17 protein-coding genes and 13 tRNA genes are annotated in these 20,860 nt (G+C 46.9%); 11 read left to right on the top strand and 19 right to left on the bottom strand.

Annotated elements, in window-relative coordinates; all coding sequences use genetic code 11:
* Window positions 1-35: 35 nt before the first annotated feature.
* Window positions 36-1,163, top strand: coding sequence for a tRNA epoxyqueuosine(34) reductase QueG (gene queG, locus NL646_RS19725; protein WP_140150932.1), 1,128 nt, complete (start codon window positions 36-38; stop codon window positions 1,161-1,163).
* 620 nt (window positions 1,164-1,783) lie between these two features.
* Here queG and NL646_RS19720 read toward each other — a convergent pair.
* The 14 genes from NL646_RS19720 to orn all read right to left on the bottom strand — a co-directional run bounded on the left by NL646_RS19720 (window position 1,784) and on the right by orn (window position 3,946).
* Window positions 1,784-1,860 (bottom strand) — tRNA-Met (locus NL646_RS19720).
* Window positions 1,861-1,916: 56 nt separating this feature from the next.
* Window positions 1,917-1,992 (bottom strand) — tRNA-Gly (locus NL646_RS19715).
* Between the two features lie 18 nt (window positions 1,993-2,010).
* Window positions 2,011-2,087 (bottom strand) — tRNA-Met (locus tag NL646_RS19710).
* Between the two features lie 35 nt (window positions 2,088-2,122).
* A tRNA-Gly gene (locus NL646_RS19705) sits at window positions 2,123-2,198 on the bottom strand.
* A 50-nt stretch (window positions 2,199-2,248) separates the two neighbouring features.
* Window positions 2,249-2,324: transfer RNA gene (locus NL646_RS19700), tRNA-Gly, on the bottom strand.
* Window positions 2,325-2,373: 49 nt separating this feature from the next.
* Window positions 2,374-2,449 (bottom strand) — tRNA-Gly (locus NL646_RS19695).
* A 49-nt stretch (window positions 2,450-2,498) separates the two neighbouring features.
* Window positions 2,499-2,574 (bottom strand) — tRNA-Gly (locus NL646_RS19690).
* Between the two features lie 30 nt (window positions 2,575-2,604).
* Window positions 2,605-2,681, bottom strand: a tRNA-Met gene (locus NL646_RS19685).
* A 59-nt stretch (window positions 2,682-2,740) separates the two neighbouring features.
* Window positions 2,741-2,816: transfer RNA gene (locus tag NL646_RS19680), tRNA-Gly, on the bottom strand.
* A 30-nt stretch (window positions 2,817-2,846) separates the two neighbouring features.
* Window positions 2,847-2,923 (bottom strand) — tRNA-Met (locus NL646_RS19675).
* A gap of 39 nt (window positions 2,924-2,962) precedes the next feature.
* Window positions 2,963-3,038: transfer RNA gene (locus NL646_RS19670), tRNA-Gly, on the bottom strand.
* An 18-nt stretch (window positions 3,039-3,056) separates the two neighbouring features.
* A tRNA-Met gene (locus tag NL646_RS19665) sits at window positions 3,057-3,133 on the bottom strand.
* A gap of 35 nt (window positions 3,134-3,168) precedes the next feature.
* A tRNA-Gly gene (locus tag NL646_RS19660) sits at window positions 3,169-3,244 on the bottom strand.
* A 156-nt stretch (window positions 3,245-3,400) separates the two neighbouring features.
* Complete coding sequence (gene orn / locus NL646_RS19655) at window positions 3,401-3,946, bottom strand: oligoribonuclease (protein WP_005456987.1); 546 nt, start codon at window positions 3,944-3,946, stop codon at window positions 3,401-3,403.
* A 127-nt stretch (window positions 3,947-4,073) separates the two neighbouring features.
* Here orn and rsgA point away from each other — a divergent pair, with 127 nt between their 5' ends.
* From rsgA to NL646_RS19630, 5 genes are all read left to right on the top strand, one after another.
* Complete coding sequence (rsgA, locus tag NL646_RS19650) at window positions 4,074-5,138, top strand: small ribosomal subunit biogenesis GTPase RsgA (RefSeq protein ID WP_253664594.1); 1,065 nt, start codon at window positions 4,074-4,076, stop codon at window positions 5,136-5,138.
* Between the two features lie 124 nt (window positions 5,139-5,262).
* A complete protein-coding gene (gene asd / locus NL646_RS19645; RefSeq protein ID WP_020839784.1) occupies window positions 5,263-6,120 on the top strand; it encodes an archaetidylserine decarboxylase in 858 nt (285 codons plus the stop codon).
* A gap of 169 nt (window positions 6,121-6,289) precedes the next feature.
* Window positions 6,290-7,705, top strand: coding sequence for a DASS family sodium-coupled anion symporter (locus tag NL646_RS19640; protein ID WP_015297419.1), 1,416 nt, complete (start codon window positions 6,290-6,292; stop codon window positions 7,703-7,705).
* Window positions 7,706-7,971: 266 nt separating this feature from the next.
* Window positions 7,972-9,852 (top strand): methyl-accepting chemotaxis protein, encoded by a 1,881-nt coding sequence (locus NL646_RS19635; protein WP_253664593.1) that lies wholly within the window; start codon window positions 7,972-7,974, stop codon window positions 9,850-9,852.
* 156 nt (window positions 9,853-10,008) lie between these two features.
* Complete coding sequence (locus tag NL646_RS19630) at window positions 10,009-10,896, top strand: DMT family transporter (protein WP_025558689.1); 888 nt, start codon at window positions 10,009-10,011, stop codon at window positions 10,894-10,896.
* 82 nt (window positions 10,897-10,978) lie between these two features.
* Here NL646_RS19630 and gpmM read toward each other — a convergent pair whose 3' ends face one another.
* A complete protein-coding gene (gene gpmM, locus NL646_RS19625; RefSeq protein WP_005456931.1) occupies window positions 10,979-12,511 on the bottom strand; it encodes a 2,3-bisphosphoglycerate-independent phosphoglycerate mutase in 1,533 nt (510 codons plus the stop codon).
* 548 nt (window positions 12,512-13,059) lie between these two features.
* Between gpmM and NL646_RS19620 the strand changes: the two genes are divergently transcribed.
* The 5 genes from NL646_RS19620 to NL646_RS19600 all read left to right on the top strand — a co-directional run bounded on the left by NL646_RS19620 (window position 13,060) and on the right by NL646_RS19600 (window position 17,489).
* Window positions 13,060-13,494, top strand: coding sequence for a rhodanese-like domain-containing protein (locus NL646_RS19620; protein WP_005381472.1), 435 nt, complete (start codon window positions 13,060-13,062; stop codon window positions 13,492-13,494).
* Window positions 13,495-13,718: 224 nt separating this feature from the next.
* Window positions 13,719-14,183, top strand: coding sequence for a protein-export chaperone SecB (secB, locus tag NL646_RS19615; protein WP_005456911.1), 465 nt, complete (start codon window positions 13,719-13,721; stop codon window positions 14,181-14,183).
* Window positions 14,184-14,379: 196 nt separating this feature from the next.
* A complete protein-coding gene (gene gpsA, locus NL646_RS19610) occupies window positions 14,380-15,417 on the top strand; it encodes an NAD(P)H-dependent glycerol-3-phosphate dehydrogenase (RefSeq protein ID WP_025525116.1) in 1,038 nt (345 codons plus the stop codon).
* Window positions 15,418-15,495: 78 nt separating this feature from the next.
* The gene (gene cysE / locus NL646_RS19605; protein ID WP_005496472.1) at window positions 15,496-16,317 is read left to right on the top strand and encodes a serine O-acetyltransferase; all 822 of its coding nucleotides are present in this window, start codon (window positions 15,496-15,498) and stop codon (window positions 16,315-16,317) included.
* A gap of 26 nt (window positions 16,318-16,343) precedes the next feature.
* A complete protein-coding gene (locus tag NL646_RS19600) occupies window positions 16,344-17,489 on the top strand; it encodes a murein hydrolase activator EnvC (RefSeq protein WP_005456946.1) in 1,146 nt (381 codons plus the stop codon).
* 76 nt (window positions 17,490-17,565) lie between these two features.
* Here the strand turns inward: NL646_RS19600 and NL646_RS19595 are convergent, their stop codons facing one another.
* From NL646_RS19595 to epmA, 4 genes are all read right to left on the bottom strand, one after another.
* Entirely contained in the window at window positions 17,566-18,522 is a 957-nt protein-coding gene (locus NL646_RS19595) for an acetyltransferase (protein ID WP_020839787.1), read from the bottom strand.
* Between the two features lie 147 nt (window positions 18,523-18,669).
* On the bottom strand, window positions 18,670-19,305 hold the full coding sequence (locus NL646_RS19590; RefSeq protein ID WP_005456944.1) for a TetR/AcrR family transcriptional regulator: 636 nt from the start codon (window positions 19,303-19,305) through the stop codon (window positions 18,670-18,672).
* Between the two features lie 21 nt (window positions 19,306-19,326).
* On the bottom strand, window positions 19,327-19,701 hold the full coding sequence (locus NL646_RS19585; protein WP_005456934.1) for a VanZ family protein: 375 nt from the start codon (window positions 19,699-19,701) through the stop codon (window positions 19,327-19,329).
* A gap of 9 nt (window positions 19,702-19,710) precedes the next feature.
* Window positions 19,711-20,682, bottom strand: a complete 972-nt coding sequence (epmA, locus tag NL646_RS19580) for an elongation factor P--(R)-beta-lysine ligase (RefSeq protein ID WP_005456968.1) — start codon at window positions 20,680-20,682, stop codon at window positions 19,711-19,713.
* Between the last annotated feature and the right edge of the window lie 178 nt (window positions 20,683-20,860).

Here is a 20,860-nt window from a genome sequence, read left to right as displayed (position 1 = left end):
TTAAGATCCCGCCCCCTTTATCTCGGTGATAAAACATGAACTACGAACAACTCGCACAACAAATCAAAGTTTGGGGAAAAGAGCTCGGCTTTCAAAAAGTGGGCATCTGCGACGTTGATCTTAGTGAACATGAAGCCGCACTACAAAAATGGCTAGATGCTGGCTATCACGGCTCAATGGATTGGATGGCTCGTCACGGAATGATGCGCGCCAGACCCAATGAGTTATTACCGGGAACCGTTCGCGTTATCAGCGTCCGGATGGACTACCTACCGCCAGAAGCGCAATTCGCTTCAAATCTCGCGAATAAAAATCACGCTTATATTAGCCGCTATGCGCTAGGGCGTGATTACCATAAGCTGGTCAGAAAGCAGCTCAACAAGTTGGGTAAGCTCATAGAAGAAGAAGTGGGTCAGTTTGGTTATCGCCCTTTTGTCGACTCTGCGCCAATACTTGAGCGCCCTTTAGCCCAAAAGGCCGGATTGGGTTGGACAGGTAAACACTCACTGATCTTAGATAAAGAGTGTGGTTCTTGGTTCTTCCTTGGTGAACTGCTGATTGACCTACCTTTGCCAGTCGATACTCCAAGTGTCGACCAATGCGAAAAATGCCGAGCGTGTATTACGTCATGCCCGACTCAAGCCATTGTAGAAGATAAAGTTGTCGATGCGAGACGCTGTATCTCTTATCTCACGATAGAGTTTGATGGTGTCATCCCTGAGGAATTCCGCAAACCGATGGGTAACCGCATCTACGGCTGTGATGACTGCCAACTCGTCTGCCCATGGAACCGCTATGCAGACGTAACCGAACAAGAAGATTTCCATCGCAGGGAAAGCTTTCACAATCCAGACTTAGTTGAATTATTCCAATGGGACGAGGCGACGTTCTTAAAAAATATGGAAGGTTCTGCTATCCGTCGTATCGGTCACGAACAATGGCTACGTAATATATCTGTCGCACTTGGTAATGCAGAATACAGCCAACGGGTGATAGACGCACTTAATGCGCGACTTGGTGAAAGTAAATTACTGGATGAGCACATCGAATGGGCACTTACCCAGCAGCTCAACCATATCCCTTCTGTAGATGCAGAACTGATTGAGACGAAGAAAAAGCGTTTAATTAGAATTGTTGAGAAAGGCTTACCTAGGGATGCCTAGTGCGTAGCCTATATGCAAGAGATTGAAAACACTTTTTGCATGCTCAATACATGACCCTGTTCTCAATTCTGTAATGTGGAAAAAAATTCTAGATTTGATTAAAAATGGGTTGCAAAAAAAAGTTAAACACAACCTGAGTAAATGACTAGGATCAAAAAAAGACAAGGTTATGATCGTATTTTAACGTATTCGATCCGATGAAATAATACATTTAACCTTAAATAACAATAAGTTAAGACCAAATCACCAGCAACCAAGACTTCCTAAAAAACAAAAGATCTTTCTTTACCCATCAAAATCCTCAAGCTAAAAACACTTTATCAACCAACTTATCCACAGAACGTTATATGTGGATAACTCTGTTAATTAACATAGGTAAAACGCTCCGAACATCATGAAATGATTACGCCAGCCGATTCATATCGTGTTTTAAACACAAACGAAACCGTCCGACATCATTTGATGCGGATTAAGATATGCTTTTAGGGGATTCATGCTTCGCAGCATTATGAAAAGAGCGATGGAATGGAGCGAAAGCCAAAGTGAACTGGGCGGCGCATCCGTGACGATCTGAGAGCTAGAAAATACCAACTACTCAAACTGCAACTATCGTCTGAAATTGGTTGCGGGGGCCGGATTTGAACCGACGACCTTCGGGTTATGAGCCCGACGAGCTACCAAGCTGCTCCACCCCGCGTCCGTATTACGTCACCGTTAAGTACGATGAGAACTTTGCTTTTTCATTAGAGAAAGTGGAGCGACACACGAGGTTCGAACTCGTGACCTCAACCTTGGCAAGGTTGCGCTCTACCAACTGAGCTAGTGTCGCACATTCTCTTAAAAGAATTGGTTGCGGGAGCCGGATTTGAACCGACGACCTTCGGGTTATGAGCCCGACGAGCTACCAAGCTGCTCCATCCCGCGTCCATGTATTATCGCGTAGTGCAATAATATAAATTTGGAGCGACACACGAGGTTCGAACTCGTGACCTCAACCTTGGCAAGGTTGCGCTCTACCAACTGAGCTAGTGTCGCAATGTCACTGTTAAGCACAATGAGGGCTATGCAGTTCACTTTGAAGAAAGTGGAGCGACACACGAGGTTCGAACTCGTGACCTCAACCTTGGCAAGGTTGCGCTCTACCAACTGAGCTAGTGTCGCATGTCACTGTTAAGCACAATGAAGGCTTTACTTTCCACTTAAAGAAAAGTGGAGCGACACACGAGGTTCGAACTCGTGACCTCAACCTTGGCAAGGTTGCGCTCTACCAACTGAGCTAGTGTCGCATGTAATTGTTAAGCACAATGAAGGCTTTACTTTTCACTTAAAGAAAAGTGGAGCGACACACGAGGTTCGAACTCGTGACCTCAACCTTGGCAAGGTTGCGCTCTACCAACTGAGCTAGTGTCGCATATCAACAGCAAATGCTATTGATTGAATTTGGTTGCGGGGGCCGGATTTGAACCGACGACCTTCGGGTTATGAGCCCGACGAGCTACCAAGCTGCTCCACCCCGCGTCCGTATGTATTCCATTGTTAAGCACAATGAGAGCTATACTGTCCACTTAGAAAGAAAGTGGAGCGACACACGAGGTTCGAACTCGTGACCTCAACCTTGGCAAGGTTGCGCTCTACCAACTGAGCTAGTGTCGCATATCAACAGCAAACGCTATTGATTAAATTTGGTTGCGGGGGCCGGATTTGAACCGACGACCTTCGGGTTATGAGCCCGACGAGCTACCAAGCTGCTCCACCCCGCGTCCGTATTTCATTGTTAAGCACAATGAGAGCTATCAAATTGGAGCGACACACGAGGTTCGAACTCGTGACCTCAACCTTGGCAAGGTTGCGCTCTACCAACTGAGCTAGTGTCGCATATTCTCAGAAGAGAATTGGTTGCGGGAGCCGGATTTGAACCGACGACCTTCGGGTTATGAGCCCGACGAGCTACCAAGCTGCTCCATCCCGCGTCCATGTATTATTATTTAGTGCAATAATAAAAATTTGGAGCGACACACGAGGTTCGAACTCGTGACCTCAACCTTGGCAAGGTTGCGCTCTACCAACTGAGCTAGTGTCGCATCAACAACGTTTCCGCTGTTCAGGGCTGCGAATTATAAGAGCATTTTTTTTTGATGCAAGTCCTTCGTTCAAAAAAACTTTAATTTTTTACTGAACGACGAAAAAGCAAGCAAAACAATCAAGAATGACAACAATTTAGATCGCAGCCTTAACAGTTAGATCTTAAAGATCGTTTCGCGGTAGTACTTTAACTCCGCAATAGATTCACGGATGTCGTCCAACGCTAAATGTGTGCCCTGTTTAGAGAAACCGTCCAACACCTCTGGCTTCCAACGACGAGTCAGCTCTTTTAGTGTGCTCACATCTAAGTAACGGTAGTGGAAGTATTCTTCCAGTTCAGGCATATGCTTGTACAAGAAACGACGGTCCTGACCAATGCTGTTACCGCAGATTGGCGATACGCCTTTTGGTACCCATTTTTCTAAAAATTCGATGGTCTGTGCTACGGCATCTTGCTCAGAGATTTTGCTGTTACGAACGCGCTCAACCAAACCGCTAGCCGTGTGCGTGTTGGTGCACCAATCGTCCATTTTGGCTAGCTCTTCTTCTGGCTGATGCACGGCAAGCACTGGCCCTTCAGCTAAAATATTCAGTTCGCTATCTGTGACGATAGAAGCAATTTCGATGATTTTGTGCGTTTCAGGATCAAGCCCTGTCATCTCTAAATCCACCCAAATTAGGTTTTGATCGCTAAAGGACATGGTTACGCCGCCTATTTGTTTATCGATAAAAGAGGTACTATACCTGAAAATACTTGAAACACGATACTCACGAACTTGAGCCGAGAACGAGCTCAATCGCTTGAGTTAACTCACTAAGTAAAACATTGTGGCAAAAAAGAAAAAGTTAACCAAAGGTCAGGTGCGCCGCGTACGCAGCAACCAACAAAAACGCCTAAAGAAGCAAGAAGAGTCCATCCAATGGGATGAGAACATGCTTGGCGCAAGTAAACAGGGTCTAGTAATTACTCGCTTTGGCCAGCACGCTGACATCGAAGATTTAGAAACTGGCGAGGTTCAACGCTGTAACCTACGTCGTGGCATTGAGTCTCTGGTTTCCGGTGACCGAGTGCTCTGGCGTGAAGGTCTTGAATCAATGGCAGGCATCTCAGGTGTTGTTGAAGCCGTAGAGCCACGTACATCAATGCTGACTCGCCCAGACTACTACGACGGCCTCAAACCAGTTGCGGCAAACATCGATCAGATGGTGATTGTCTCGTCTGTCTTGCCTGAGCTATCACTGAACATTATCGACCGTTATTTAGTGGCCGCAGAGACACTCAACATCGCACCATTGTTGGTGCTCAACAAGGTCGATTTGCTTGAGGCAGATGACCGTGCAATGTACGAAGAGTGGCTCAAAGAGTACGAGCGAATTGGTTATAAAGTGCTGTTCGTGAGTAAAAATTCCGGTGAAGGCATTAGTGATTTAGAAGTGCAGTTACGCGATCGTATCAACATCTTTGTTGGTCAATCTGGCGTAGGTAAATCGAGTTTGGTTAATGCATTAATGCCTGAACTAGAACAAGAAGTGGAAGAAGGCGCAATTTCTGAAAACTCTGGCTTAGGTCAACACACCACGACAGCAGCACGCCTTTACCACATTCCAACTGGCGGCGATCTTATTGACTCACCAGGGGTTCGCGAATTTGGTCTTTGGCACTTAGAGGCTGAAGAAGTCACCAAAGCGTTCGTTGAGTTCCGCCCATACCTTGGTGGCTGTAAATTCCGAGACTGTAAACACAACGACGACCCTGGCTGTATTCTGCGTGAAGCCGTTGAGAAAGGCGGAGTGAGTGAGGTTCGTTTTGAGAACTACCATCGCATTCTAGAAAGCATGATGGAGAACAAGGCAAACCGCCAATACTCACGCAATAAGAAAGCCGATCTGTAACCAGATTGTCTGAGCAACTGTGTAAGAATTCTTCACCGAATACTGACAAGCACATTAAAGTTCAGTAACATCACGCGCCCAAAGCGCGAATCTAACAGAACAGACAGAAGTATCGGAATTAAAGATGGACAAGATTAAAGTTGGACTGCAGTACTGGATCCCACAACATGGCCTAACTCGCCTAATGGGCAAACTGGCATCAGCCAAAGCTGGTAGTCTAACCACCGCGGTCATTCGCTGGTTTATCAAACAGTACAATGTGAATATGGACGAGGCAAAGCACTCTGATCCTAAGCATTTCAAAACGTTCAACGAGTTTTTTGTTCGTGAGCTCAAAGAAGGCGCACGCCCAATCACTGAAGGTGATGAGATCATTACGCACCCAGCAGATGCTTGTGTGAGCCAATTTGGCCCAATTGAAGATGGTCAACTGATTCAAGCAAAAGGCCACAACTACTCGGCGCAAGAGCTGCTTGGTGGTGATGAGAAACTCGCAGAAGAATTCAAAGACGGTTCATTCGCAACGCTATACCTATCGCCTCGCGATTACCACCGTGTACACATGCCATGTGACGGCACATTGCGCCAAATGATTTACGTTCCTGGTGATCTGTTCTCAGTAAACCCTCTGACAGCAGAAAACGTACCGAACCTATTTGCACGTAACGAACGAGTGGTATGTATCTTCGATACCGAATTTGGCCCAATGGCACAGGTTCTGGTTGGTGCAACCATCGTAGGCAGTATCGAGCAAGTTTGGGCAGGCACCATCACGCCACCTCGCGGTAACACGGTCTACAAATGGGATTACCCAGCAGAAGGTGACAAAGCCGTTATCCTGAAAAAAGGCGAAGAAATGGGTCGCTTCAAACTGGGTTCGACTGTGATCAACCTGTTTGCGAAAGACGCGATTGAGTTTGACGCAAGCATGGAAAACGGCCAGCCAACCGTAATGGGCACACCTTACGCCCTGAAAAAATAAGCGAAATTCAGCTAAAAGAGCCCTTTATCAAGGGCTCTTTTTTTATTGATGAAAAGCAAAATTCTGTTCAAAATTTAGACTCTCTTCTCCAAACTCATACCTGCCTCTAAGACCCTCAATCTACAATCATTTATCCTGCGCTTAGGATGAATATTTAGAGGGGCTACCAATGCCAAAGATGAATGTCAGCACACTGGCTAAATTGCTGGTGTGTTTTTTAATTCCGCTCGGTGTTTTGATGATGCCGATTGATGCTATTCCCATTGATGATCTCACTTTAATTCAGCATCGCTTGTTGGCCATTTTTCTTCTTGCGGCCCTGCTTTGGGTTCTTGAGCCTGTTCCCGTTTTTGCTACGTCCATTCTTATTATCGCTCTCGAACTGATCATGATTTCTGACAAAGGCTTGCATCTGTTTCGCAATCCACCACCAGGGCACGATCTTGGCGAGTTGATCAACTACACTGATATCTTCTCTGCCTTTTCGTCACCAATCATTATTCTTTTTATGGGCGGCTTCGCATTAGCGATTGCCGCTTCTAAGTATGAGCTCGACAACAACCTCGCTCGCGTGTTGCTTAAACCATTTGGCAACCAGCCCAAATTCATCATGCTCGGACTGATGTTGATCACCGCGGTGTTTTCCATGTTCATGTCCAATACCGCAACAACGGTCATGATGTTAGCGCTACTTGGCCCTATTGTGGCGTCAGCACCGAAAGGTGACTTAGGCATTAAAGCACTGGTTTTGTGTATTCCAATAGCCGCCAATACAGGTGGTATTGCTACGCCAATAGGTACGCCACCGAACGCCATCGCACTGCAATATCTCACTGGAGAAAACACCATCGACTTCCTCTCATGGATGATGATGGGCTTACCTTTTGTCTTAGTGCAATTGACCATCGCTTGGTTCTTACTGCAAAAGCTGTTCCCATCGAGCGAGCCAGAAATGAAACTCAAGTTGGATGGCACTTTCAAAAAGAGCTGGCGCGCAATGGTGGTTTACGTGACCTTCGCCCTCACCATCGTCTTATGGATGACCACCAAAGCTCATGGCATGAATACGTACGTCGTCGCGATTATTCCTCTAGCAGTCTTTACCTTAACGGGCATCATGGGCAAAGAAGAGCTCAAACTGATCAACTGGGACGTATTGTGGTTGGTTGCCGGTGGTATTGCGATTGGCATTGCACTCGATAAAACGGGCTTGGCAGAAGCGCTCGCCCACGCAATTGATTATGAGGCACTGTCTCCATTTGCGGTGGTGGTTGCACTCTCCATCGTGTGTTGGTTGATGGCCAATTTTATGTCGAACACCGCGACCGCGAACTTGTTGATGCCAATTGCCGCAGCTATCGGGGTTTCCATGCCGAGTTTGGCCGCTGTCGGTGGCTTACAAGGCTTACTGGTTGTGGTCGCATTCTCGGCTTCACTGGGCATGATTTTACCTGTCTCCACCCCACCAAACTCATTAGCGTATTCAACGGGCTTGATAGAAAGCAAAGACATGGCGAAAGTCGGACTCATCATTGGCTTAATTGGTCTGTTTATAGTTTACGGCGCTGTGTTGATTCTCTTCTAACGTTCTGGCTCTGTGAGGGGTTACGCCTTCACAGAGCCCCTTCATTCCCATTACCTCGACTTCGTCCCCCTTTGCACACCATGATGAATAGAGATTTAACATTGCATTGCTGAATAAAAATCACACCATGTGCCTCAAGTTTCATCACTAACTGTCGATAAATTCACTAAAGCCTTTCATGTAACGCTCTGTGCTTGAATCGTCTAAACCCTCTGGAGTCACACGTTGTGACACTGATCTTTTTGTCTGTTTATAAAGGTTAGACAATGAGAAATACCATTAAGTTAAAAATCCAGATTGCTATCGCAGTCATTATCGCCATCGTAAGTGGCGTTCAAGCTTGGGTTTCCGTTAATCAACTTCACGAAGAAACCACATCCACACTCAACCGAGAAATACAGAATATTTCTGAGTCGACTAACCGTTATATCAGCGATTGGCTCTCAATTCGTAGCGATATGATGTTGGCTAACGAACAAATCATCGCCGGTTATGATGATGCAGATCGCGAGTTATTGTTGACCAAACGCGCGGGGAAATTTCTCTCTGTTTACGCAGGGTTCTCTGACGGCGCGATTGCCTACGGCGATAAAAGCGAATCATGGCCATCCGATTACGACCCTCGAACTCGCCCTTGGTATCAAGACGCGATGGCACAATCTGGGCTGATCATTACCGAGCCATACCAAGATTTTGATGGCAGTATTGTGGTCAGCTTTGCCAAAGCGTTTAACCAAAACAAACAAGGCGTATTGGCCGCTGACTTGGCCGTCACAGACATCATCAACGAAGTATTGAATATCCAACTGGATAACAACGGCTTCGCGTTTTTGGTGGATGGCAACAATAACCTCGTCGCTTATAAAGATGAAAAGCTCAGCCAGAAACCGCTCACCACGTTAAATCCAGAACTGACGCGCGATAAAATGGCCAACTTGGCACAACACGCGAAGCTAGAAACAATCACGTGGCCAAAACAAGGCGACCAACTGATTTATGTTGCTCAAGTCCCTAACACCGATTGGTCTCTGGGCGTTGTGCAAGACAAACAAATGGCTTTTGCATCCGTTTCGGAGCAAGTGACCTTTACTGCCATTGCTTCAATCGTGATGTATTTGATCATCGCTGCCATCAGCACTTACGTGATCACTCGCCTACTACGTCCACTGCAAACTTTGTCGGATGCACTCTCTGAACTGTCACAAGGTGAAGGTGATTTGACGCAGCGCATCGAGATTGAACGCATGGATGAAATTGGTGAACTGGCCACGCACGTCAACCAGTTCCTTGCTCAGATGCAATCAATGCTAAAAAACATCGTCGAAAACAGTCAGCAGTTGTCAGAACAAGCACAACAGGCGAATGAACTCTCAGCCATGGCGGCAGGACGCGTTGAGCACCAACAAAATGACGTAAACCAAATTGCTACGGCCATTCATGAAATGTCGGCAACCGCTGCAGAAGTCGCAAGTCATGCAGAATTGACCGCAAGTGCATCCCAAAACTCCGCATCTGCGTGTGTGGAAGGTCAAAGCGTTATTCAGAAAAACCGAGAAGCGATTGTGTCGCTTGCTGAGCAAGTGAGTGATGCGGCAAATGTGATTTCTGAACTGGAAGCGAACACCCAAAGCATCAACCAAATTTTGTCTACGATTCAAGGCATTGCTGAGCAAACCAACCTGCTCGCTCTCAATGCGGCCATCGAAGCAGCACGCGCGGGTGAACAAGGACGCGGATTTGCCGTGGTAGCGGATGAAGTACGTGTACTTAGCCAACGCACTCATGGCTCAACAGAAGAAATCCGTACCATGATTGAAACGCTGCAAAGCAATACCAAGCTTGCCGTAAACAGCATGCAAGCCAGCACTAGCTTAGCAGATACCAGCGTGGATTACGCACAGCAAGCGCACGACAGTCTAACCAGCATCACCAACTCTATCACTGAGATTAATGATATGGCGATGCAGATTGCGAGCGCAGCAGAAGAGCAGCGAGCGGTAAGTGAAGACATCAGCCGCAATACTCAAGGCATCAAAGACGATGCAGATGTCATTGCTGAGCAATCACTGAAAAGCAGTGAAGGCGCACGCAGAATGTTCAACACAGCGAACACCATGCGAGAAAACATCAGTCGCTTTAAAGTGTAAACCGCCCCAAAAAAGCAGCTCCCAGAGCTGCTTTTTTATTGATGTTATCTAGCCCTTTAACTTCCCAATTATAAATAAAAAAATGATGGCATTGCTCGTGGCATTTCATGCATATTAAGAGCCCTCAACCCTATTCAACAAGGACGTCTATCAATCATGGGTTACGAATGGCTTGCTCTGTGCGCTGCCTTTTTATGGGCGGTTTCCAGCCTGATTTCGGTTATTCCTGCGCAGCATCTGGGTGCCTTTTCTTACAGTCGTTGGCGGATGGGCTGCACAGCCATGATTTTGTCGACCATGGCGTGGATAACCGGCGGTTGGCTAAGTGTGTCTTGGGAACACATTACGCCGATGATGGCATCCGGATTGATAGGGATCTTCATTGGCGACACCGCACTGTTTGCTTGTTTGAATCGCATGGGGCCAAGGCAAGCGGGCCTGTTGTTTTCCTGCCATGCCGTGTTTTCCACCATCTTAGGTTATTTCCTGTTTAGCGAAAGCATGACGGCCATTGAACTGCTTGGTTCTGCACTGGTGTTTAGCGGTGTGGTGATGGCGATATTCTTTGGCCGACGCGGACAAACTAACAATGTGCTCGAGGAAATCAAAGGCAACATTTGGGTTGGAGTCTCACTCGGCCTTACCGCTGCAATATGTCAGGCGCTCGGTGGCATTATTGCCAAACCGGTCATGCAAACCAGTGTCGACCCAATCGCTGCATCGGCAATTCGAATGATCAGCGCGTTCGTTGCGCACTGCTTATTACTTATCGTTGGAGTAAAAGTTGCTCGCTCCACCCAACGCATTACTTGGCGTGTTTTTGGCATTACGGCGTTGAATGGCTTTCTCGCGATGGCCGTAGGAATGACGTTAATTCTTTACGCGCTGCGCGAAGGGAACGTAGGCATGGTTGCTCTGCTATCTTCAACCACGCCAATCATGTTACTACCGCTGCTCTGGGTTTACACTAAACGCCGACCAAACCGATTTGCTTGGTTGGGCGCGGCCCTAGCGGTGATTGGTGCGGGGATTTTAGTTCAGTAATCTTACAAACCAGTCCTTATTACCAGACACAAAAAAGCCCGAGTTTATACTCGGGCTTTTGTCATTCTGAGTCGTCAGTTAATTACTTAACTAGCACATCACCAGACATTTCAGCAGGGATTTCTAGACCCGCTAGAGAAAGCATTGTTGGTGCAAGGTCAGACAGTTTACCGCCTTCTTTGAACTCAACTGCTTTGTCACCTACGTAGATTAGAGGCACTGGTAGGTTAGTGTGTGCAGTGTGAACGCCGCCAGTTTCAGGGTCGATCATCATTTCTGCGTTACCGTGGTCCGCAGTGATCAGTAGCTGACCGCCAACTTCTTTGATTGCTTCAACCACTTTGCCTACGCTTTCGTCTAGTGCTTCGATCGCTTTTTCAGCTGCTTCGTAAACACCAGTGTGACCAACCATATCTGCGTTAGGGTAGTTACAGATGATTGTGTCGTACTTACCAGACTTGATAGCCGCAACCAATTTCTCAGTTAGCTCTGGAGAGCTCATTTCTGGTTGTAGGTCGTAAGTAGCTACTTTTGGAGAAGCAACCAATTGACGCTCTTCGCCTTCAAATTCGTTCTCAACACCACCGTTGAAGAAGAAAGTAACGTGCGCGTATTTCTCTGTTTCAGAGATACGTAGCTGAGTTTGACCTTGCTTAGATAGCCATTCACCGTACGTGTTTTCTAGAGACGCTGGTGGGAATGCTGTTGCTAGAGGGATATCTGCCGCGTATTGAGTCAGCATCACGAAGTTGATTGCTGGGAATACTGCGCGCTCAAAACCGTCAAAACCAGGAACGAATGCACGTGTGATTTGACGTGCACGGTCAGCACGGTAGTTCATGAAGATAACCGCATCACCGTCTTGCATGATTGCGTCTTCTTGACCTTCTGCTTTAATCGCCGTTGCTTTCACGAACTCGTCGTTTTCGTCACGAGCGTAAGCCGCTTCAAGACCAGCAACAGCCGTTTCTGCTGTGAATTCAGCTTTAGCTTGGGTTAGTAGATCGTAAGCAACTTGAACACGTTCCCAGTTGTTGTCACGGTCCATTGCGTAGTAACGACCAACTAGAGAAGCAACGCGGCCTTTACCTAGTTTCGCGAATAGATCTTGGAAACGTTGTAGTGAGTTTTCTGCACTGCGTGGTGGTGTGTCACGACCGTCTAGGAAACAGTGTAGGTAGATTTTCTCAGCGCCACGAGCTGCCGCCATTTCAACCGCTGCGTAGATGTGATCTTCGTGAGAGTGTACGCCACCTGGAGACATAAGACCCATGATGTGTACCGCTTTTTCTGCTTTCACTGCAGCGTCGATAGCTTCCACTAGAGCAGGAGTTTGTTCGAACTCACCATCAGCAATTGATTTAGTGATACGAGTTAGATCTTGGTATACAACGCGACCTGCGCCAATGTTAGTGTGACCAACTTCTGAGTTACCCATTTGACCATCAGGAAGGCCAACATCCATGCCTGAAGCAGAGATTAGAGTATGTGGGTTGTTCGCAATCAGAGCATCCATTACTGGTGTTTTCGCATTCGCAATTGCGTTACTTGCTGTGTCTTCACGGTAACCGTAACCGTCAAGGATAACTAGAGCCAGTGGCTTCTTAGCTGACATAGTGATGACCTCATCAAATTTAAGTAACTTTTGGCGTAGGGCTTCGCTGCCCTATCTAACCTTGAAACAAAACTAGCGTAATTTTACTACACTTTTTAACCAAAACTGTAGGTTAAGATCAAATAATGTTTGCGATTTAATGTTGCTATCTTACAAGTTAGCGAGCAACCAAGCGTCACCAACAAACGTGTTCCACAAGCATAGTCATTCCCAATACGCTTTGTACACCCAAGCCAACATTCGATGGCGCGCCTCTCAACGTTGCCACAAAACTGTCAAAACGGTCTGCTTTTAGAGCGCTCAACATAACTGGCTGAGGATAGGTTCTATTGTTCTCTTTTCTTGGCAAAACAGAAGTCACTTAGACCGATTACTTCGATAGGGAAAAGTGATGAATAAGGATAGGAGAAGGGATGCGACAACAAGGACGTAGCGAGTTTATAGAGATCTCAATTATTCGTTAGAAAATTTTAACCCTCTCGCCTAAGAGGCTTAACCCCGCTATACTCCTGCTTTATTTTTCCGCCAACAGCGTAAGAGCTCAAGACATGCAAGAGTACATTGAATTTTTCCAACAGAACATGATTCTATCTTTGGTTTGGGTAGGTCTTCTTGTCGCATTTATCATGAACATCGTGAAGTCAGCGACGGCAGCATACAAAGAAATCAACGTAAACCAACTGACTCACCTAATGAACCGTGAAAACGGCGTTGTTGTGGATATCCGCACAAAAGATGAGTTCAAAAAAGGTCATATCACCGACTCACTTCACATTTTACCTTCAGACATCAAAGCTGGTAACTTGGGTAGCCTTGAAAACCATAAATCAGACCCAATCATTGTTGTATGCAAGACGGGCCAAACCGCTCAAGAAAGCGCGAACCTTCTAGTAAAAGCGGGCTTTGAAAAAGTTAGCCTACTTAAGAATGGTTTGATTGCATGGAACGAAGCAAACCTACCTTTAGTTCGTGGTAAAAAGTAGGAACGTGGCAAAAACTAAGGTACGCATTTAAACGCGATTTTGCCAAGCCTCGTGGATATAAAACTGAGCAAATAGAAAGCAGTTGAAGCCCTAAGTTGTGACGCTTTGCACGTAATACACGCTTCATCTAGTCAAGGTACATTTGCTCAGTTAGTCTCAGGACAAACCAAATTTCTGAGTTTAGGCGTTTCTAGACTCAACAAATGTTTATTAAGGATTTAAAAATGGCTGAAGCAGCACCTCAAGAAGCACAACAAAACTTCGCAATTCAACGCATCTTCCTAAAAGACGTTTCTTTCGAAGCGCCAAACTCTCCAGTAATCTTCCAAAAAGAATGGAACCCAGACGTTAAACTAGACCTAGACACTCAAAGCCGTGAGCTTGGTGAAGGCGTTTACGAAGTGGTTCTACGTCTAACTGTGACTGTGAAGAACGAAGAAGAAACTGCGTTCCTATGTGAAGTTCAACAAGGTGGTATCTTCACTGCTGAGCAAATGGAAGCTGGTCAACTAGCACATTGCCTAGGTGCATTCTGCCCGAACATCCTATTCCCTTACGCTCGTGAAACTATCTCAAGCCTAGTTGTTAAAGGTACGTTCCCTCAACTGAACCTAGCGCCAGTTAACTTCGACGCGCTATTCATGAACTACCTACAACAGCAAGCTCAACAAGGCGAAGCTCAAGCGTAATTCACGTTTTGTAAGTGACGAACAGCCATAAGCGCTTTCGTCACCGACTCGAAGAAAATGCACATAGCGTCTACCATCCGATGCAATGTGCATTTTTTATTTCTGACAAAAGTTCCTAGTTCCTAATCCCTAGAGAGCGTAAAATCTGGTGATTATGAACTAGATTCTACTAGTAGAAAGACAATTAGGCGGTAGCATGACACAAGCAAATACAAACAATGCTTACGGTAAAGACATCGCAATGACTGTAATTGGCGCAGGCTCATACGGTACTTCTCTAGCGATCTCCCTCGCGCGTAATGGTGCGAACGTTGTCCTTTGGGGACACGAGCCTGAGCACATGGCTCGCTTAGAGGCGGATCGCGCGAACCACGCATTTTTACCAGGTGTTGATTTCCCAGAAAGCTTGATTATTGAATCGGATTTAGAAAAAGCCGTTCAAGCAAGCCGTGACTTGTTAGTTGTGGTTCCAAGCCATGTCTTTGGCATCGTGCTTAACAGCTGCAAACCGTTCCTGCGCGAAGATTCGCGTATCTGTTGGGCAACCAAAGGTCTTGAACCTGAAACTGGCCGACTGCTCAAAGACGTCGCATACGACATCATCGGTGAGAACTACTCGCTGGCCGTTCTATCTGGTCCAACGTTCGCGAAAGAGCTCGCGATGGGTCTACCAACTGCAATCTCCGTTGCCTCTCCAGATGCGGAATTCGTGGCGGATCTGCAAGAGAAAATCCACTGTAGCAAAACCTTCCGCGTGTACGCGAACAACGACTTCATCGGCATGCAACTTGGCGGTGCAGTGAAAAACGTTATCGCAATTGGCGCAGGTATGTCAGACGGCATCGGTTTTGGTGCAAACGCACGTACTGCGTTGATTACCCGTGGCTTGGCTGAAATGAGCCGCCTTGGCGCTGCACTTGGTGCTAAACCAGAAACCTTCATGGGTATGGCTGGTTTGGGTGACTTGGTTCTTACGTGTACTGACAACCAGTCACGTAACCGCCGCTTTGGTTTAGCTCTCGGTCAAGGTAAAAACGTTGACACGGCACAAGAAGAAATTGGCCAAGTCGTAGAAGGCTACCGCAACACGAAAGAAGTATGGATGCTCTCCCAACGCATGGGCGTTGAGATGCCGATTGTTGACCAAATTTATCAAGTATTGTATCAAGGAAAAGATGCACGCCTGGCAGCGCAAGATTTACTTGCTCGTGACAAAAAAGCCGAAGGAAAGTAGCACTCTACGCACCTTCGCACCTCATCTGAGAAGAATAGAAGTTGTCGGGTCACGGAAGAACCACTCAGGATATTGAGAATGAAACACTGCGAAAAACAAAAAGTCTGGAACAAAATTGTCTCAGAAGCCCGTGAAATGTCAGAGCAAGAGCCTATGTTGGCGAGCTTTTACCACGCAACCATCATCAAGCATGAAAGTTTGTGTGCGGCACTGAGTTACATTTTGGCCAACAAATTAAACACGGCGTCGATGCCAGCAATGGCCGTTCGTGAAGTGGTCGAAGAGGCATTTGCCGCAGACCCTACCATCACGGATTTTGCTGCGTGTGACATTTGTGCGACGGTCAACCGCGACCCTGCTGTTTCCATGTACTCAATGCCATTATTGTATTTGAAAGGTTACCACGCGCTGCAAGGCTATCGCGTGGCAAACTGGTTGTGGAAACAAGGCCGTCATGCCCTTGCGACGTATTTGCAAAACCAAATTTCTGTGGCGTGTCAGGTAGACATTCACCCAGCAGCACGTATTGGTAGCGGCATCATGCTCGACCATGCGACGGGCATCGTGATCGGTGAAACAGCGGTGGTTGATAACGATGTGTCGATCCTACAAGACGTCACCCTAGGTGGTACAGGTAAAGAGTGCGGCGATCGTCACCCGAAAATCCGTGAAGGCGTGATGATTGGTGCAGGTGCCAAAATTCTTGGTAATATCGAAGTGGGCGAAGGGGCGAAAATCGGCTCTTGCTCCGTAGTATTGCAAGCGGTGCCACCGCACACAACCGTGGCGGGCGTACCCGCGAAAATCGTCGGTCGACCAAAAACAGACAAACCGTCTCTCGATATGGATCAAGGCTTTAACGGTAAATCACAAAGCTTTATCCATGGAGATGGCATTTAACCGTCTTCTGATCCTTTGACAATAATGTGGTAGGTAACTCTCAAGTGCGAAAACAAAATCACCCAGTGCTCCGCTCGGCTATTTTATTAACTTGTGCTTTATCTGCCACCTATCCCCTCTCTTCTTTCGCCGCAAGTCAGCAAGAGCTCAAAGGCGTTTCTAGCGAAATCAATCGCCAAAAGAAGGCGCTAACCTCGCAAGAGAAACAGCTTAACGAGCTGCAAAAATCGCTCAAAGACCAAGAGCTTGGCATTTCTAAGCTGGAGCGAGAAATCAAGCAAACTAAAGCCGACCTTGCTCAAGCAGACAAGAACATCAATAAACTGGAAGAGAAAATCTCCTTGCAAGAAGCCCAGCGCCAAGCACAAGAGGAAGAGCTCAAGCAGTTGCTGCAAACGTATTACGTGACCGAGCGAGCGAAAGCGAATGGGCACTTATTGAATCAAGGCGTAGAAGAAGACCGCATTAGCCAATACTTTCAGCACTTAGCCAAGGCTCGTGCCGAAGTGATTGATGCCATCACCAAAACCACTCAAGAGTTGGCGCACAACAAAAACCAACTTGAGCTAGAGAAAGAGCAGATCGAAACCCTGCTCAAGCAGCAATCAGAAAAGCGTACCGCACTGGCCAGTACGCAGTCGAATCGTAAGCAAACGCTGAACAAAATTCAGAGCAGCATTAAAAACGACAAACGTTACCTTGCTGAGCTACAACGCAATGAAACCCGTCTAAAAGCCGAGATTGCAAAAGCCGCCAAGCGAAATGCGGTACCAATGGACGGGCTCGGCAAACAGCGCGGCAAACTACCATGGCCACTCAAAGGCAGTGTGTTACATAACTTCGGTACGCGTCAAACCGGACAAGTAAACTGGAAAGGTATGGTGCTTTCCGCTAACTATGGTCAACAAGTTAAAGCAGTTTACCCTGGCACAGTCGTATTTGCAGAGTATTTAAGAGGTTACGGTTTAGTGGTGCTGCTTGATCACGGTAAAGGTGACATGACGCTTTACGGCTACAATCAAGCGTTAACCAAAAAAGAAGGCGATAAAGTCACCGCGGGCGAAGTGATAGCTCTCGCCGGAGATACAGGCGGGCAGGACCGACCATCACTGTATTTCGAAATCCGCCGTAATAGTGAAGCACAGAACCCGAAATCTTGGTTAAAGCGCTGATTATCTAACTTATTTACTTGTAGTAAAAACAAAGGAGCCACTCGGCTCCTTTGTTGTATTCATATTTTGGAAAATGCTATGCGTAGTACGTTTCGACCGCATCAATAAATGCATTCACATCTTCTTTGCGTAAGGCATTAATACCCGCAGCCGCCTCTCGCCCACCACCTGTCGGGAACTGCCCACACACGGCAACAGCACCTTGTTTATTGTTCAATGGTGCACGGAGTGAAACTGTGTAAGTACCATCTGCGTTTTCTGTGAGTACCGCATGCGCAGAGTCTGGATTTTGGTTTGCCAGCCAGTTGCCATACACACCGCTGATTCGACGTGATGCGGCCGTGTTTGGTAGCTCAAACAACTTCAATGTGTCGCTTTCATGTGTGGCTGGAACCGCTTGCGCGGCATCCATGTCTTGTTGGTAAGCCGATTGCAATTGATAGTAAGGCGAGGCTTTATCTTCAATGACTTCGAATGGCGAAATATATTGAACCAACGCTCGGTATAAATCCGCAGGATGGAAATGAAGATCGTCGACTTTCGAGCCATAACCGTTGTAGTTGATTAATGTACCGAGCTCTTTTAACTGCGCTTTTTGCTCGTTATTAAGTCCGGCTTGATCCGCCAGCGCATCCGCTTTAGCAATCAAGTTATCACCGTAAGCAGCGGTGATCGCCCAAGTATGAAAGCGTCCTTCCAGCAACTTATCGACAATCAAAGCGGTACACATATTAGCGTCAAGATCGATGTGGGCGTCCAAATTACCGTGTTGAGGAATGTCACCAGCTTTGTGGTGATCGGCGTAAAACACGTGCGCGCCTTGAGCCAATGCTTGCTCTAAACCAGCCATGTTCTTTTCCATCGAAATGTCTAACACAGTCAGCTCATCACCCGCTTGCACGTCCACTTTTTCCACCAGCTTAATATCGCGCTTTACGCCGGTAATTAATTGGGAATCGATAGGGTCAGCCAAACGCAGTTGTAGAAGTGCGATGATGCCGTCTGCATCACCATTGAAGATGTCGTAATTCATTGAGCGATAGTTCCTTTATCGAGAGTCAATCCCTTGAACTAATCGAGGGAGATAGTCGTCTTATTGTGCGTAGCAAGTATGACAAGTCAACTCAAGGCGCGACTCGAAAATGAGAGTGACTCTCGAAATATTGAAGCAAGTGACCGATCAGCCCTGCAGTGTGCTGACCGCTTCTTCCAACAGCTGTAGTTGCTCCAAACCTTGTTCAGTCGCGACAGGTTTCACAACATTCAGCATCTGCAGCATCCCCTGCTTCACCATTTGCTCGGTAATGCTGGTTTTCGATGCCATTGCAGATTGGTAAGCTAACCAACTACAAGCGATCAAATGCAGCGTGCACACCAGTGATTTCAACTGCTGTTCATTCACATCCAGCAGCTTCAAAGAAACAAACTCCTGCATAATCGCAATGAGGTTGGCTTGCAGCTTCTCTTGCACATCGATGTACTGCTCATGCAGCTGTTCATCTCGTGACAAGATTTCTGGTAGGTTTGCGTAGAAAAAGCGGTATTTCCACATCAAAGTAAAAATAGAGTCTAGGTAGCTCTTCAGCATAGTCAGGCTCTCTTGTGAGCCTTGAATAGGGGTAAATCTTTCTAAAAGTTCTGCTGAATAAAGCGCAAAGATCTCACGAACGATTTCTTGCTTATTGCGGAAGTGGTAATACAGATTACCAGGGCTAATTTCGATGTGATCGGCAATGTGATTGGTGGTGATGTTGCGCTCACCATGTTGGTTGAACAACTCCAGTGCCGCGTAGACGATTTTGTCGCGCGTTTTCATTGTTATCGTATTCCCTCTTCATTAACGAATCGAGTATAGCGACTTCACCAACCTAGGTCGATAGAGGCTCCAAATACGGTAACATAACAGACCAGTTAAGATGCCAGTCGAGTTGGCGACAAGGTCTAACCAAGAGGTTTGTCTGCCGACATAGCCTTGTAGCCACTCAATGACGGCGCTAAATAGCAAAATACCCATCGCCACCGCCCAACGTTGACGCCAACGCCACACGCAAAAGCAACCTAAAAACGCAAAGCCGCTGTACGCCATGGCGTGCTGCATTTTGTCGAGGTACGCGATATTGCCCCAGTCTTGTAGTTCACCTGAACTCAGAGATAAAAAAGCGATCAATATGGCGTAGCTCAAGATGACGAAACGTGCAGCCGTCAAGTTCATTGGATATCCTTATGCGATTGGAAATGGAAAGGCCGTGACTTGATCAATGTGGTCACAGCCTAGCGCCAGCATGATCAAACGATCGATACCCAGCGCAACCCCTGCACAGTCTGGCAATCCTGCTTCCAGTGCAGAAATCAGATGATAATCGATCGGCTGCGGTTTTAAACCCATTTCGATACGCTTTGCGTTATCTTGTTCAAAGCGCGCTAATTGCTCTTTCGGGTTGTCCAGTTCATGGAATCCGTTCGCCAGCTCTATCCCCTTAAAGTACACTTCAAAACGATCCGCGACGCGATGATCTTGAGGATTGATTTTTGCGAGCGCCGCCTGTGACGCAGGGAAGTCGTACACAAAAGCCGGCACATCCTGACCAATTTTGTTTTCTACTCCCACGCTAAATAACAGTTGCAGCAACGTATCGCGATCTTCTTCTGGCTCAGCAATGTCACTCAAGCCCAGCTTGCTTGCCGCCGCTTTCAGCTCCGTCATCGAGCCTTCTAATGGACACACACCCAACACATCAATGAAGGCTTGTTGATACGTCATGCGCTGCGCTGCGCCACACTTCAATACCAGTTGCAACAGGTCATCCATTTCATCCATCAATTTATGATGGTCAAAGCCAACGCGATACCACTCCAACATCGTAAACTCGGGGTTGTGGTATCGACCATTTTCTTCGTTACGAAACGCTTTATTGATTTGATAAATACAACCACTGCCCGCTGCTAAAAGGCGCTTCATATGGAATTCTGGACTGGTCATAAAGAACAGCTTACTGCCATCAGCGTAACCAGGGCCAACAAACTCGGTTTGAAAAGTATGCAAATGAATGTCAGTCACGGTCGCGTGGCTCATCGCTGGCGTGTCCACTTCCATCACCTGTCGCTCGGCAAAGAATTGACGAATGGCGGCGATTAACGTCGCACGTTGACGAAGTTGCTCAATGGAAGCGGTAGGTTGCCAGTTGGTTTGCATAATAAGTCTCTCAAAACTCTAATTTAGCGCGTAAAAACCCCATTCTACATGCTTTTCACGGTTCGACGAGAGGGGAATTTCCCTTCTCTATTTTCCCGCCACATTGTTTAAATTTGAAGCAAGCATTACTCGTGCTGCAGTACAAAAAACATTCGAAATAAAACCTATTATCAATGAC

This window comes from Vibrio sp. Y20_XG_PY13 (genome assembly GCF_024181925.1).
Taxonomy (GTDB): domain Bacteria; phylum Pseudomonadota; class Gammaproteobacteria; order Enterobacterales; family Vibrionaceae; genus Vibrio; species Vibrio parahaemolyticus.
Note: the sequence above shows the minus strand (reverse complement) of the source record. Positions and strands in the feature narration are given on the sequence as shown.